Here is a 14,431-nt window from a genome sequence, read left to right on the forward strand (position 1 = left end):
TGCGCTTATACTTTCCGTCATTGCGAGGAGCCGGAGGCGACGAAGCCTGTCCTCAGCGACTGCTGCAAGCAGTCAGTCGAAGGGCAATCCAGAGTGGCTACAGCGCTGCAACTGCCCTGGATTGCTTCACCCTGCGGGCTCGCAATGACGGCATAAACCTAGCAAGGCATCTGCGACATCAGCAGGGATATTTGCGGATCAGGATGCGCTTCCAGGCATCCCGCACGGACAATGTCCTGCGCTGCGCCTCCGGAACCGTACCGAATTCCTCGAGTACCTCCTCGGCGCTCATTCCTTTACCCTTGGCCGGCGGGCAATATAGCGGCGCGCCGTTCTTCTTGGCGGCATCGTTTTCCGCCTTGACCGACTTGCCCGCGGCTTTCATCTCGTTCATCAGCGGTTTGAAATCGCTCGACAGCATCGCCATCACACCCTTTTTCTGCAGGGCCTGTCCGCGTGCGTAGAATGTCTGCGCATCCATCGCCATGGCGGCCGTCGAGGCGCAAAGCATTGCAATGGCCGCGGTATATTTCCATTGGCGCATATGAACCTCCCTGGATGCGATGGATCGGAACGAAATGTCGCTTGCCCGCTGAACCGTCAGTTAACGGTCTGTCTCGGTTGCGGAAACCAGCGCATCACGCCGCCCGCCATCGGCGTCCATACCCCTACCGCGATCCCAGCGTCGCGCAGGATGCGGCCGGTCCAGGCGTTACAGGTGGTGAAAGCGCTGTAATGGCCGTGCGCCGCATAGAAGGCGTCGTTGGGGCCGTAGCCGAAGCTGGACGGCGCGCGGCCATCGGCGCCGGGGCTGAACTGCGCGCGGATCGCGGCGGCGAGGCGGCGATATTGCGCTTCGCTCACCACCACTCGGCGGCGGAAGGATTGGGCGCCGGGATTGTAGAGGAAATCGACATGCATCAGCACCTCGTCCGATCCGGCGGCGGCGTGCCAGGCGACGGCGGGGGTCAGGTCGGTCCAGTTCGGAGTCTCGCGGTAGAAGCGCGCTTCGCCCCAGCCGACCAGGATATGCGTGCTGTAATAGCGCGGATCGCGAATGTCCTCTGGCCGCAGCAGGTCGCGCCAATCGGCGAGGCCGTTGGCGAGCGGCATGACGATGCCGGTGTGGACGCCGTTGGTTTCGACCCAGATCTCAACGCCGCGCTTGGGCTGCCGCCAACCGGGATTGACAGCGATCAACGAGCCGGCCAGCGCGGCTCCGAAATAAAGGCCGATCGCCAGAATCAGCCAGGCGAGTCCCGATCTGGCCAGCCGCCACGAAAGCAAAGTTCGCGCTCTTCCGTTTTCCCCTCGCATCATGCTATGATCGGCTCATGAACGCAGAAAGTCACGTCTTCGAAACGCCCCCGGAGGGCGCCGCGCCCGACTGGACCATCCCGCAGGGTTGGGACCGCTATACGCCGCAAGAGCACGCCACCTGGGACAAGCTGTTTGCCCGCCAGCGCGACATGCTGCCCGGCCGCGCGTCGAGCGAATTCCTCAAGGGTCTCGACGTGCTGCAACTGTCCAAGCCCGGCATCCCGGACTTCGCCGAGCTCAACGAGCGGCTGACGGCGGCGACCGGCTGGCAGGTGGTGGCGGTGCCGGGGCTGGTGCCGGACGACGTGTTCTTCGATCATCTCGCCAACCGCCGCTTCGTCTCGGGCAACTTCATCCGCCGGCCGGACCAGCTCGATTATCTGCAAGAGCCGGATATCTTCCACGACGTGTTCGGCCATGTGCCGATGCTCGCCGACCCGACCTTCGGCGATTACATGGCGGCCTATGGGCGCGGGGGCAAGCGCGCGCTGAAGCTGGGCGCGCTGGAGAAGCTGGCGCGGCTCTACTGGTATACGGTGGAATTCGGGCTGGTGCGCGAGGCCGAGGGGCTCCGCATCTACGGCGCGGGCATCGTTTCCAGCTTCGGCGAGAGCGAGTTCGCGCTGGACAGCGACAGCCCCAACCGTATCGGCTTCGGCCTTGAACGCGTAATGCGCACCAAATACCGGATCGACGATTATCAGCAGAATTATTTCGTGATCGACAGCTTCGAGAGCCTGCTCAACGTCACCGTGGAAACCGATTTCGCGCCGGTGTACGAGCGGCTGGCAGACCAGCGCGATATCGAGGTGGCCGAGCTGGTTGAGGGCGACGATGTCATTACTCGGGGCACGCAGACTTACGCGATGGCCAAGAGTCTCGAAGTCGAGCGCGACGCGTGAGCTACCACTCGCTCGTGCCGATCGGCTTGGGAAGCGCGCGCCGTTGCTTGCGTCGATAGCCCTTGCGGGTACGCTTGCGCAGAACCAGCGTGGGCCAGTTTTCGCGGTCGCGGCGCTCGACGAGACGATAGCCCTCGCGGCGATAGGCGGCGGCAACGCCCTCGGCCTGATCACGTATCAGACCGGCGAGGATCAGAGTGCCGCCGCCCTGCTGGAGCGCCGCGAGATCGGGAGCGAGCGCGATCAGCGGACCGGCAAGGATGTTGGCCATCACCAGATCATAAGGCGCGCGCCGGCGGATCAGCGGATGATCGGTGCCCGGCGCGGCGACCAGCACCAGCGCCTCCGGCTCCCGACCGGCGGCGATGCCGTTCATAGCGGCGAACTCGGCGGCCAACTCGACCGCGACCGGATCGATGTCGCTCGCTACGATCCGCGCCTGCGGCCACAACCGCGCGGCGGCAAAGGCGAGCAGGCCGGTGCCGGTGCCGATATCCGCGATGCGGCGGAAGCGCTTGCCTTCCGATTTCAGAGCATCGAGCGCGGAAAGGCAGCCATGGGTCGTCGGATGATGCCCGGTGCCAAAGGCGCGGCTGGCGTCGACCTGCAGGTCGATCAGCGAAGAGTCGTCCGGCGCGAGTTCGCCGCTGAGACGTATGTAAAAGCGCCCGACCCGAAACGGGTCGAGCCCCGCTTGGCTGGCAGTGACCCAGTCCTCGTCGTCCAGTTGCTCGATCGCCGCGTCCGCGTCCTGTGCGCTCGGGATCAGCGCGCGCAGGGCGTTGGCGGTGGTCTCGTCGGGCCGCTGTTCGAAATAGGCCTCGACCAGCCATTCACCGCTATCCTCGCCCCGTTCGTGCGCCACCAGAGCGGGCATCGGATCAAGCTCGACGAAGGCGGAGATGTCGCCTGCGAGCCGGTCCGCTTCGGCGCGAGTGCAGGGGAGGGTGAGTTTGTAGCTCGGCATGATCAAAAACTCGTCATTGCGAGGCCGCAGGCCGCGGCAATCCAGAATGGTTGCAGCACTGTTTCCTGCGGCTCCTCGCAATGACAAAGGAGGGGGCCGTTTGTCAGCGCACGAAGCTCGCGCCGTTCGCGTCGATCACCGCGCCGGTCATCGATGGCGGAGCGTCGAGCGCGCAGAATTTCACGATGTCCGCGATTTCGGACGTCTCGGCGACGCGGCCGAGCGGGATGTCCTCTAGCAATCGCTCGCCGCCACGGCTCGCCAGATAGTCTTCCGCCATGCCGGTCATGGTGAAGCCGGGGCAGACGGCGAAAGCGAGAATGCCATCGGCGCCGTAACCGCGCGCGATCGATTTGGTCATCGCGACCATGCCCGCCTTGGACGCGGCATAATGCCAATGCGCCGGGCTGTCGCCGCGATAAGCCGCGCGGCTGGCGACGTTGACGATCCGGCCGCCGCTGCCGGTCTCCTGCCAGTGGCGCACGGCATAGCGGCTGAGTTCCGCCGACGCGGTCAGGTTGATGCGCATGGTCCGTTCCCACCCATCCAGCCATTGGATATCGGAGGCGTCGAGCGGATTGGCTTCGAAGATGCCGGCATTGTTGACCAGCACGTCGATGCGCCCGTGCAGCCGTTCCAGCGCATCGTTCCAGAGGTCGGCGGCGGCACCGGGCGTCGAAAGGTCAGCGCCGATCAGGTCTCCGCGTGACGTGCTGGCATGGCCGATGTTGCGGGCTCCGGCCATGCCGAGCGCTTCGTGAACGGCCTTGCCGATGCCGCGGCTGGCGCCGGTGAGCAGGATGTGGGCGGTCTGGGTCATGGCCCGGACGTAGAGGATAGGGAGCCGATTCGAAAGAGCAGAAGGCTTCGGGAACGAGGCCGAGCGTCACTTCCTTCGGCGATGCGCGCGATCAGCCGTTGGCGAATCGCTTCACGAAATCTTCGGCCGCACCGTCGAGTTGGGCCAGATGCCCGTCCATTTCTGCAAAGGCCTGGCTCACCCGGTCGATCTCGTCGGTGACGTTCTCGCTATCGCGGCGGATCGAGGAGATGGTGCTCGACATCGAATCCGCGGCCAAAGCGGTTTCGTCGACCGCGCTGGTGATCATGGTGACGGTCTGGGCCTGCGTTTCCATGGCCTGGCGGATGCGCTCCGCCGACGATTTGACTTCACCCACGGTTTCGCGAATCGAGCCGTTCATTTCCACCGTTCGCACGGTGGCGGCCTGGATCGCGCTGATCTTCTGGTCGATTTCATCGGTGGCCTTGGCGGTCTGGTTGGCCAAGCTCTTCACTTCCTGTGCGACGACGGCGAAGCCGCGGCCCGCTTCCCCGGCGCGGGCGGCCTCGATGGTGGCGTTGAGCGCAAGCAAATTGGTCTGTCCGGCGATGTCGCGGATCAACCCCAAAATCGATTCGATCGATTGGGTGTGTTCGGACAAAGCCTGGCTGACGCTGACCGCTTCCTCGGACTGCGCGGCGGCGCGCGAGGTGACATCGACCGACTGCTCGACCTCTTCGCGCGCTTCCTCGATAGCCCGAATCAGACCGGCGGCGGTCTGCGCCGCTTCACGCATCGCCACGGCGGACTGTTCGGACGCGGCCGCGACCTCGGAACTCTTGCCGAGCATGCTGTGCGCGGAATGCTTGGCGTCGGCGGCGGTCGTGCTCACTGAATTGCGGCGCTCGCTGGCGTTGCGCACCGCGGTTTCGATCTGCTCGCGAAACGCGTCCAGCCCGTTTTGGCGAGCGATGCGATCCTGCCCGCGCACCACCTCGTGCATAAAGGCTGAACTGACCTCCATTTCGAACCCACTGATGCGCAACTGGCAATCGACCAACCGCTGGAGACGATCGAAATCGCCATCGCAGCGTTGCGCGACGACGCGCAGGGTTTCGCGATGAGCTTCGGTCAATGCCGCATAGAGCTGGCTCGGTTCGATGCCGGAGTTGATGGTGTTCAAGGCATTTTCGCGGGCGATCTTCACCCACTCGTTATCGGACGGTCGATGATATTTCGCGATGATATAGCGTTCGGCCTTGTCGATCATCCGATCCTGCGTTTTCTTATCCAGTCTGGCGACCGGGGTATTGTCGGCGGCGAAATCATTCCAGAAGACTTCCGCGATGCGGCGCTCCGAACCTCGAATTGCGTCGCTTAAATTCTTCAGCTCCTCCAACAGGGCGGCATCCTTGTTCAAATTGTTCAGGCGTCGCATGATCGCCTCTTCCGGATCGCTAAGTTGATCGAGAGATACGGCGAGGGTCATTGGGTCATGTCCTGCTGATGGGCACAGAGGATGCGTACAACAGCCTCGGGCTCGGTTCTCTATGGCAAGGTGGTTAATCTTCGGTTAGCAGGCTTGGTCCACGCATCGCCGATCGCGCGCGCCATGTTGCATCGCCCCGTGGTTCGGCTAGAAGGCGGGCCAATCCAAAGCTTTCTCTCGAAGGAGCCATCATGGCCGGAGCCGATCGTCCGCTCTCTCCGCATCTGCAGATCTGGAAATGGGGACCGCATATGGCCGCCTCGATCGCGCACCGGGCGACGGGCACCATATTGGCGCTGGTCGGCATTCCGGTGTTGGTCTGGTGGCTGCTCGCCGCCGCGTCCGGCGCCGATGCCTATGCCAGCTTCAGCAAATGGGTGATCGACGCGGGCGACGCGGGCGGTTTCGCCGCCATCACCACGGTGTTGTTCAAGCTCGCCGCGATCGTCGTCGCCTGGTCCTTCTTCCAGCATATGCTGTCGGGCTTGCGCCATCTGGTCATGGACATGGGCGCAGGGTACGAATTGAAGACCAACCGCACCGTCGCGGTCCTGACTTTCGTCGGATCGATCCTGCTGACATTGTTGCTGGTCGTTTACGTCGCTATGCGCGGATTGGGGAACTGAACCATGGGTAATGGAACCGAGATCGGCCGCGTCCGCGGCCTGGGCTCCGCCAAGGAAGGCGCCCATCACTGGATCGGCCAGCGGCTGACCGCGATCGCCAATCTGCTGCTGCTGCTGTGGTTCGTCGGATCGTTGCTGCTGTTGCCTTCGCTGGATTACCAGATAGTCAGCATGTGGCTGTCCTCGTCGCTCGCCGCGGTGCCGATGATCCTGCTGCTGGTCAGCACCTGCTGGCACCTGCGTCTGGGGCTGCAGGTGTTCATCGAGGATTATGTGCATGAGGCGCGTGGCAAACTGCCGCTCCTCATCCTACTTAATTTCTATGCGATCGCCGCCGCCGCGCTCGGCACCTTTGCAGTTCTCAAACTCGCCTTCACCGGAGCTGCCGCATAATGGCCTCAGATACCGCCGCCAGCGATACCAACGCATCGACCCAGCCTGCCTATCAGATCATCGATCACAGCTATGACGCGGTCGTCGTCGGCGCGGGCGGTTCGGGCCTGCGCGCGACCATGGGCAGCGCCGAGGCGGGCCTTCGCACCGCGTGTATCACCAAGGTGTTTCCCACACGCTCGCACACCGTTGCCGCGCAGGGTGGCATCGCCGCGTCGCTCGGCAATATGGGGCCGGACCACTGGACCTGGCACATGTATGACACGGTGAAAGGATCGGACTGGCTGGGCGATCAGGACGCGATCGAATATCTGTGCCGCGAAGCGCCTGCCGCCGTCTATGAGCTGGAACATGCCGGCGTGCCGTTCAGCCGCACCGATGAGGGCAAGATCTATCAGCGCCCGTTCGGCGGCCATATGCAGAATATGGGCAAGGGCCCGCCGGTGCAACGCACCTGCGCCGCGGCCGACCGCACCGGCCACGCCATGCTTCACGCGCTCTATCAGCAGAGCCTGAAATATGACGCGGATTTCTTCATCGAATATTTCGCGATCGACCTGATCATGGAAGATGGCGCCGATGGACCCGAATGCCGCGGCGTGATCGCGCTGTGCCTCGAGGACGGCTCGATCCACCGCTTCCGCAGCCATGCCGTAGTGCTGGCGACGGGCGGCTGCGGCCGCGTGTTCCAGAGCGCCACCAGCGCCCACACCTGCACCGGCGACGGCGGCGGCATGGTGATGCGCGCCGGCTTGCCGCTGCAGGACATGGAGTTCGTGCAGTTCCACCCGACCGGCATTTACGGCGCCGGCGTGCTGATCACCGAGGGCGCGCGCGGCGAGGGCGGTTACCTCACCAATTCCGAGGGCGAGCGCTTCATGGAGCGCTATGCGCCCAGCGCGAAGGATCTGGCCAGCCGCGACGTCGTCAGCCGCGCGATGGCCGCCGAAATCCGCGAAGGGCGCGGCGTCGGCAAGGAAGCCGATCATATGTATCTGCATCTCGACCATATCGATCCCGCGATCTTGGCCGAGCGCTTGCCCGGCATCACCGAGACCGGCAAGATTTTCGCTGGTGTCGACCTGTCCCGCAAGCCGCTCCCCGTGGTGCCCACAGTCCATTACAACATGGGCGGTATCCCGACCAATTATCATGGCGAGGTGCTGAACCCGACCACCGGCGATCCCGACGCGACGGTCAAGGGCCTCTATGCGGCGGGCGAAGCGGGCTGCGTTTCGGTCCACGGCGCCAACCGTCTGGGCTCGAACAGCCTGATCGATCTCGTCGTGTTCGGCCGCGCGATCGGCAAGCGGCTTGCCGCGACGATCGAGCTCGGCTCCGCGCACAGGCCGCTGGCCAAGGGATCGGAAGAATTCTCGCTCGAGCGGCTCGACCATTTCCGCAACGCCAAGGGGGGCTCGCCCACGGCCGATGTGCGGATGGACATGCAGAAGACGATGCAGAAGCATTGCGCCGTGTTCCGCGACACCGCGACGCTGGCCGAAGGGCTGGACAAGATGAAGACGGTCAATGCGCGCTTGCAGGACATCCAGGTATCGGACCGCTCACTGATCTGGAACACCGATCTGGTCGAAACGATGGAGCTCGACAATCTGATGGCGCAGGCGATGGTGACGATCACCAGCGCCGGCAACCGCCACGAAAGCCGCGGCGCGCACAGCCATGAGGATTTTCCTGATCGCAACGACGCCGAATGGATGAAGCACACTGTCAGCTGGTATGACGGCTGGGGCGGCAAGACCGGCGCGGGGGCGAACGACGGCGTGAAGCTTAGCTACCGTCCGGTGCATGAGTTCACGCTGACCGACGAGGTCGATTATATCGAGCCGAAGAAACGGGTGTATTGAGCGCAGCCGAGACTGCGGCAAGCCAGGCTAGAACGTCCCGCTGATATCCAGCGTCAAGACTTTGCCCGCGGTGCGCTCGCGCGCTTCGTCGAAAGCGATCGGCCCGTCGCGGCGATTGACGAACAGAATGCGCCTGAAATTCTCGCCGGTGTCGAGCAGGTTGCCCGCCGTCAGGCGGACCTTCAGGCCAAGCACGTCCTTGTTCTCGACATAGAGATAGGCATCGCCGTTCGCAAAGGTGAACTGCGATATCTGGTTCAGCCGGAAGCCCGGTTCCTCGGCGAATTTGAAATAGCCCGCGCCATAAGCCCAATCGCTCTCGGGAATGTCCTGGCGCAGATTAAGGTCGATGTCATATTTCAGATTGTTGCTCACCGGAATGCGCGCGCCGGTAAGCGGATCGTCGAGCCGGGCATGGCGGTAGCGGCCGGAAAATTCGAGCTGCGCGCCGGTCCAGCCGAGCGGTTCGAATTTCAGCGTCCCCGTGGCTTTCAAACCGTAGACGATGGCCAGATCCACATTACCGGGCGCTTCGCCGAAGGCGCCGATCGGCACCTGCGCGACCAGATCAGATATCCGGCGATAGTCGGCCGTCAACGTCGCCGATCCCCACGGGCCGAGCGTCTTGGTCGCCTCAAGCTCGAAATCCCAGCTCTGCTGCGGCACCAGATCGGGGTTGCCGGCGTCCTGATTGCCGGAGCCTAGATCGGTCTGCGCCGCGAAATCGAAGAAGTTCAACTGGCCTACCGAACGCTCCGCCCTGAACCGCACATCGAGCGTTGGCAGCGGTTTCCAGGCGAGCGAGACGAAGCCCTTGGAGCGCACGAATTGCCGGACGAGGCCGCGCGCGCCGCTCTGCGACAGCCGTGAATATTCCGCGCCGAGCGAGGTCTGTATGGTGAGCTTGGAGGTGAGCGGGCGGCCCCAGCTGAGATCGGCCTCGCCGCGCTGCTCGCGGATCGTCGCCGCCGCGCCCGGCAGATCGATCGGGGCGAAGCTTCCGTCGGGCTGCAACTCGGACAATAGCGTGTCGGTATCGAGATCGTTGAGCGCGCCCTCCAGCGAGACCTGCCAGTCATTGCTTCCGCCCTTCCAGCGATATTCCGCGCGGGCGATGGTCTCGCCCTCGTCGATGAACAGGTCCTGCAGCGTGCCGGCGGCGGGCCGGCCGTCGACATAATCGGTGCGCAGGTCGTTGCGGAACGGGCTGTGCTCGAACCGGTTGAGGCCGATCAGCTTGAGCCGCCCCCGGCCGAGCGCGAATTCGTAATCGCCGCTGATTTCGTAATTATACTCTTGCTCGGTCGTAAAGAACCGGCGGGTGCGTTGCGGCGTGAAGCTGAGCTCCCGTTCGGTTCTGCGCGGACGTTCGAACGCCAGGTTGAGATTGGCGATATTGCCTGCATCGTCACGATGCTTGAGCGCCGCGCTGAGCTTGGGCTGTTCGCCTTCGATTCGCAGGAACTCCTCGCGCCGGTCGATCAGCGCGCCGTCGCCGTCCGACACCAGCTCCGGCCCGTCATTGCCCTGCCGGTAGGAGCCATTGGCGTAGCCCAGCGTGTATTCGACCTTACCAAGCTTGCCCGAATAGCTGATCTCGCCATTGTATAGCACCGGATCGGTGCCGCGCGTGCGCACCTGCGGGCTATAGCGGAACTGGCCCGCGCCGCCGCCGGCTTCATAGATCACGTTTGCAACCTGCCCCGACAGACCCGGAATATCGAGCGAGGCGGCGTCGAGCAGCTCGATCCGAGTGACGCTGGCCGCGCCGATGCGGCCGAGCGCGGTGAAGATGTCGGTTGATTTGGCCGAGAAGCGCTCGCCGTTCAGCAGCACGTTCGCGCCGCCCTGGCCCAGGCCCCGGCGGTTCTCGCCTTGATCGATCTGGAAGCCGGGGACGCGGCGGACCATGTCGAGCGCGGTCTGCGGCGCATATTGGGTGAAATAGGTGGGCGGAAACACGCGCGCACCGGCCGCGCCCGGTTCCGGCTCGCTTGCCGGCACCGGATCGGCCTCCTGCGCGCCAGCCGCCGCGAACGGTACCAGGCTGGTGCCGGCAAGCAGCAAGCCAATGAGCAGAGCCTTGGGCAAATGGGTCTCCCTGTCGGCCAGACGTTTCCGCTCCGTGCCTTGATCGGATCGATATCGAAGCTGTATTATAAGGATAAAACGCCTAGGGCAGCAGGCTGATCGATGAAAGGCGTTTGCGGGTGGATCAACCGCTATGGCGCGATGCGTGGGGTATCGCTAAAGGCTTCGGCGGCGATTGTCAGGCTTTTCTTGCGCGCCTCGTGATCGAAGATCGCGCTGGTCAGGATCAGCTCGTCGGCCCTTGTGCGATCGACGAAGGCGGCCACCTTGCCCTGCACCTGGTCGGCGGTGCCGGTTGCGGTGGCGGCGAGCACGCCGTCCAGCATCTGGCCATATTGCGGCGGCAGGCTTTCGCGATAGCCGCGCACCGGCGGCTTTAGCTTGCCGGGATGGCCGCTGCGCAGCGCGACGAAGCTCTGCTGCATCGAGCTGGCGAGATACTCGGCCTCCTCCTCGCTGTCGGCGGCGAAGACGTTGAAACCGCAGATCGCATAGGGCTCGTCCAGCACCTCGGACGGCTCGAACCGCTCACGGTAGATCGCCAGCGCCTCGTCCAGCGCGGCCGGGGCGAAATGGCTGGCAAAGGCATAAGGCAGTCCCAGCGCGGCGGCGAGCTGCGCGCCGAACAGGCTGGAGCCGAGAATGTAGATTCGCACATCCGCGCCCGCACCGGGCGTCGCGCGAATGCCGGTCCTGCCCCCGGAGCTATCAGCGCCCGCAAAATAGCTCTGTAGTTCCACCACATCGCGCGGAAAGGCATTGGGATCGCTGTCCAGCGTGCGGCGTAGGGCCGCGGCGACGCGCTGGTCCGATCCCGGCGCGCGGCCGAGCCCGAGATCGATCCGCCCCGGGAACAGCGCGTCGAGCGTGCCGAACTGCTCGGCGATCACCAGCGGTGCGTGATTGGGCAGCATGATGCCGCCCGCGCCCACGCGGATCGTCGCGGTCGCGGCGGCGACATGGCCGATCACGACCGACGTGGCCGCACTGGCGATACCCTCCATGCCATGATGCTCGGCGGTCCAGTAGCGGGTGAAGCCGAGGTGTTCGGCGTGACGCGCCATGTCGGCGGCGTTGGCCAGAGATTGGGATACGGACCCGCCTTCGGTGACGGGGACGAGATCGAGCAAAGAAAGCTTGGTCATGCGGAGCCATGTGTGGCGCGGGCATAATGATTGCAATATCGGGACAGGGGCAAGGACGGGGGGCAAGCGCGGAGGCAGGGCGAGCGGCTTAACTTGTCAAACTTGTCGGAAAAGGGCGCTTTAAAGAAAAACGATTCTCAATAAGCCGGTTTTTCTAGGCCCGGATCGCCCGTTCGTGCAGTGGACGCCACGGCGGGGCAGTGTCGGATGCGAGATCGACGATGGGAAAGAGCCGCAGGTGCAATAGCACAAAGGGGGCGTGTAGGACAGGTGCTAAGTTTGAAGTCATGACTTTGGCCGAGGCCTGAGATGCCAGCCTTCGCTGGCATGACGAACAAAGAAAGGCGAAGCTATGCCGTTTCTGAATTTCCATCCGACAGGGTTTGCAAAGTACATAATCGCCAAAAATAAACCCCGCCGGGGACGGTTTTCGGCCAAGTCCGGCGGGGAGCTATTACAGCCAAGTGAGCGGCCACCAGTTACCAGCATGTCAGCGGCAATAATGTTTCGGTGGTCTCGCAATTTGGATTTGCGGCGCTGATCCATTTAAATATGCGTGTCTAAATGAGCTTCTACCTGTTTTTGAAGCAAGGTTCCACGCGGCCGGGCCGAGGTCGAGTGGAAAGATTTCGCTCCGTCCGATATCACGCCACTGTTTCCCCGCTATCGTTTAACGACCGGAACAACCCCGCGGGCTCGCCGTTCCCTCCGCGATGACCGATACCAAGCAATACCCGCTGCTCGCCAATCCGCATGTCCGGCTGACCGGTCCCGTCGACCAGAACATGTATCACCAGTTTCGCCACTGTCTGGAGAATGCGCCGAAGGACGGCAGCATCGTCGTCGCGGTCACCACGCTGGGCGGCGATCCGGAGATCGCGCGGACGATGGGCGACGATGTGCGGCTGCTGCGCGAATATGACGGGCGCGAGCTGCTTTTCCTGGGCAAGCAGGCGGTCTATTCGGCGGGCGCCACCTTTATGAGCTATTTCCCGCGCGAGCACCGCTTCCTGACGCGCCAGACGCGGCTGATGATTCACGAGCGGCAGATGCACGCCACCGTCAATCTGAACGGACCGCTGCGGATGTGCATCGCCACGCTGAAGGCCAAGCTGCACGAGATCGAGCACAGCATCCATATCGAGGAAGAGGGCTTTCGCGCGCTGGCCGAGGGCACGCACACCGATTTCGAGACGATCCGTAATCGCGCGCCGGAAAACTGGTATATCGAGGCCGAGGAAGCCAAGCAGCTGGGACTAATACTTGATATCGTTTGACGCTGACAGCAAATCAACTCATCGCTTATAAACAACCATTCATCGGTCATTCATGCCAAAATAGCGACGAAACGTTCTCCATTGTCGACGAAACGTTGGAGAACTCATATGCATTCAGAGCGCACGCCGGGCCGTAAGCTCGGTCTCACGATTTTGGTGGCGGCGTTGCTCGCCGTACCGTTGCTGGCGATCTACGCGCTGGTCTATGACCGGCAGGACCAGTCGGATATCGCGCGCGCTTCGGTGGCGCAAGGTTGGGGTGGACCGCAGTTGCTGGCCGGACCGGTGCTGGTCATCCCATTTACCGAGACATCGACCGAGACGGTGACCGAAAACGGCCGGCCGCACACGCGCACGGTCGAAACCGGCCAGCTGCTCTATCTCTCGCCCGCCAGTCAGAGCATGCAGACCGACATCGATCCGCAGCGACGTCAGATTTCGATCTACGAGTCGGTGGTCTACCGGGCCGCCAACCAGGGAAGGGCGCGCTTCGCGATCCCGCAGGACCTGGCGCGTTACGGCGTCGATCGTGCGAAGCTCGATCTGCCGCGCGCCGAACTGCGTTTCGGGGTCGGGGATTCACGCGGGTTGCAGCCCGACGCACGCATCATCGCGAATGGCCGGCGTCTGATGCCGGAGCCCGGCAAGGGCCTGCTCGCGACGGGCGGGGCCGGCTTCTTCGCCTTTGCCGACTGGAACGGCGAGGGCGCGCTCGATGTCGCCTATCACTATGCGCTGAACGGCAGCGGCGGGCTGTCCTTTGTCCCGCGCGGCGGCGAAAGCGTCTGGACGATCCGGTCGCCTTGGCCGCATCCCAGCTTCGTCGGCAATTTCCTGCCCGATACACACAAGATCGGCGATGATGGGTTCCAGGCGCGCTATGCGATCAGCAATCTGGCGCTTGGCCAGGCGCTGGCGAGCCGCGAGGACTTCGCAGCCCCGGAGCTTGCGGCGCCTGGCCGGATGATCGAAGTCTATAGCAGCGATCAGCCGACGGCGGGCGCAACGCAGGCTGCCAGCGTCAATCTGGTCGAGACGGTCGATCTCTACAGCCAGGTCAACCGCGCAGTGAAATATGGCTTTCTGTTTATCGGCTTTACCTTTCTGGCGTTTCTGATGTTCGATCTGGTCGGCGGAGCGGTGGTCGCGGCGGCTGAATATCTGCTCGTCGGATCGGGGTTGGTCCTGTTCTTCGTGCTGCTGCTCGCCTTTGCCGAGGTGGTGGGCTTCACCATTGCCTATCTGGTCGCCGCGGGCGCGATCACCGTGCTCCTGACCGCCTATTCGGCGGCGGTGCTCGGCAGCTGGAAGCGCGCGCAGATGATTGCCGGGCTGCTCGCCGGGCTCTATGCGGTGCTGTTCGTGCTGCTCAGCCTCGAGGCGCTGTCGCTCCTGATCGGATCGGTGCTGCTGTTCGTCGCGCTGGCCGCGGTGATGTGGGCTACGCGGCGGATCGACTGGTCGGGGGTGCGGGGTTCCGAGCCGGTTAAGGAGTGAGGGCGAAAGAAACGGCAATCCGCCAATGAGTCAGGTTTGAATTCGCAGCTTCCATGACCTTCTCCCGCCCGGGCG

The 14,431-nt window shown here is 63.7% G+C and carries 13 protein-coding genes; 6 read left to right on the plus strand and 7 right to left on the minus strand.

The window, feature by feature from the left end; genetic code table 11:
* Positions 1 to 178: 178 nt before the first annotated feature.
* Together ACOQPC_RS06140 and ACOQPC_RS06145 are read right to left on the minus strand one after the other, a co-directional pair.
* A complete protein-coding gene (locus ACOQPC_RS06140; RefSeq protein WP_420607755.1) occupies positions 179 to 544 on the minus strand; it encodes a hypothetical protein in 366 nt (121 codons plus the stop codon).
* A 56-nt stretch (positions 545 to 600) separates the two neighbouring features.
* Complete coding sequence (locus ACOQPC_RS06145) at positions 601 to 1,287, minus strand: TIGR02117 family protein (protein WP_420607756.1); 687 nt, start codon at positions 1,285 to 1,287, stop codon at positions 601 to 603.
* Between the two features lie 47 nt (positions 1,288 to 1,334).
* On the opposite strand from ACOQPC_RS06145, the gene phhA reads away from it, so the two are divergent.
* Positions 1,335 to 2,222, plus strand: a complete 888-nt coding sequence (phhA, locus tag ACOQPC_RS06150) for a phenylalanine 4-monooxygenase (protein WP_420607757.1) — start codon at positions 1,335 to 1,337, stop codon at positions 2,220 to 2,222.
* 1 nt (position 2,223) lies between these two features.
* Here the strand turns inward: phhA and ACOQPC_RS06155 are convergent, their stop codons facing one another.
* From ACOQPC_RS06155 to ACOQPC_RS06165, 3 genes are all read right to left on the minus strand, one after another.
* Positions 2,224 to 3,189: a 50S ribosomal protein L11 methyltransferase gene (locus ACOQPC_RS06155; protein WP_420607758.1), complete on the minus strand. Its 966-nt coding sequence runs from the start codon at positions 3,187 to 3,189 to the stop codon at positions 2,224 to 2,226.
* Between the two features lie 103 nt (positions 3,190 to 3,292).
* Entirely contained in the window at positions 3,293 to 4,009 is a 717-nt protein-coding gene (locus ACOQPC_RS06160) for an SDR family NAD(P)-dependent oxidoreductase (RefSeq protein WP_420607759.1), read from the minus strand.
* A 91-nt stretch (positions 4,010 to 4,100) separates the two neighbouring features.
* Positions 4,101 to 5,459 carry a methyl-accepting chemotaxis protein gene (locus ACOQPC_RS06165; RefSeq protein WP_420607760.1) on the minus strand — a complete coding sequence of 453 codons (1,359 nt, stop codon included), beginning with the start codon at positions 5,457 to 5,459 and terminating at the stop codon, positions 4,101 to 4,103.
* A gap of 191 nt (positions 5,460 to 5,650) precedes the next feature.
* Between ACOQPC_RS06165 and sdhC the strand changes: the two genes are divergently transcribed.
* From sdhC to sdhA, 3 genes are read left to right on the plus strand one after another with little or no spacing between them, the layout of a single operon-like run.
* Positions 5,651 to 6,085, plus strand: coding sequence for a succinate dehydrogenase, cytochrome b556 subunit (sdhC, locus tag ACOQPC_RS06170; RefSeq protein WP_420607761.1), 435 nt, complete (start codon positions 5,651 to 5,653; stop codon positions 6,083 to 6,085).
* Positions 6,086 to 6,088: 3 nt separating this feature from the next.
* Positions 6,089 to 6,478: a succinate dehydrogenase, hydrophobic membrane anchor protein gene (gene sdhD, locus ACOQPC_RS06175; RefSeq protein WP_420607762.1), complete on the plus strand. Its 390-nt coding sequence runs from the start codon at positions 6,089 to 6,091 to the stop codon at positions 6,476 to 6,478.
* Entirely contained in the window at positions 6,478 to 8,346 is a 1,869-nt protein-coding gene (sdhA, locus tag ACOQPC_RS06180) for a succinate dehydrogenase flavoprotein subunit (RefSeq protein ID WP_420607763.1), read from the plus strand. The genes sdhD and sdhA overlap by 1 nt, the downstream gene beginning before the upstream one ends.
* Positions 8,347 to 8,373: 27 nt before the next feature.
* Here the strand turns inward: sdhA and ACOQPC_RS06185 are convergent, their stop codons facing one another.
* Both ACOQPC_RS06185 and ACOQPC_RS06190 read right to left on the minus strand, forming a co-directional pair.
* Entirely contained in the window at positions 8,374 to 10,437 is a 2,064-nt protein-coding gene (locus tag ACOQPC_RS06185) for a TonB-dependent receptor plug domain-containing protein (RefSeq protein ID WP_420607764.1), read from the minus strand.
* 131 nt (positions 10,438 to 10,568) lie between these two features.
* Entirely contained in the window at positions 10,569 to 11,582 is a 1,014-nt protein-coding gene (locus ACOQPC_RS06190) for an LLM class flavin-dependent oxidoreductase (RefSeq protein WP_420607765.1), read from the minus strand.
* Positions 11,583 to 12,295: 713 nt separating this feature from the next.
* Here ACOQPC_RS06190 and ACOQPC_RS06195 point away from each other — a divergent pair.
* On the plus strand, positions 12,296 to 12,859 hold the full coding sequence (locus ACOQPC_RS06195) for an ATP-dependent Clp protease proteolytic subunit (protein ID WP_420607766.1): 564 nt from the start codon (positions 12,296 to 12,298) through the stop codon (positions 12,857 to 12,859).
* Positions 12,860 to 12,967: 108 nt separating this feature from the next.
* Complete coding sequence (gene creD, locus ACOQPC_RS06200; RefSeq protein WP_420607767.1) at positions 12,968 to 14,356, plus strand: cell envelope integrity protein CreD; 1,389 nt, start codon at positions 12,968 to 12,970, stop codon at positions 14,354 to 14,356.
* Positions 14,357 to 14,431: the final 75 nt, after the last annotated feature.

It is taken from the genome of Novosphingopyxis sp. (assembly GCF_965218915.1).
Classification (GTDB): Bacteria; Pseudomonadota; Alphaproteobacteria; order Sphingomonadales; family Sphingomonadaceae; genus Novosphingopyxis.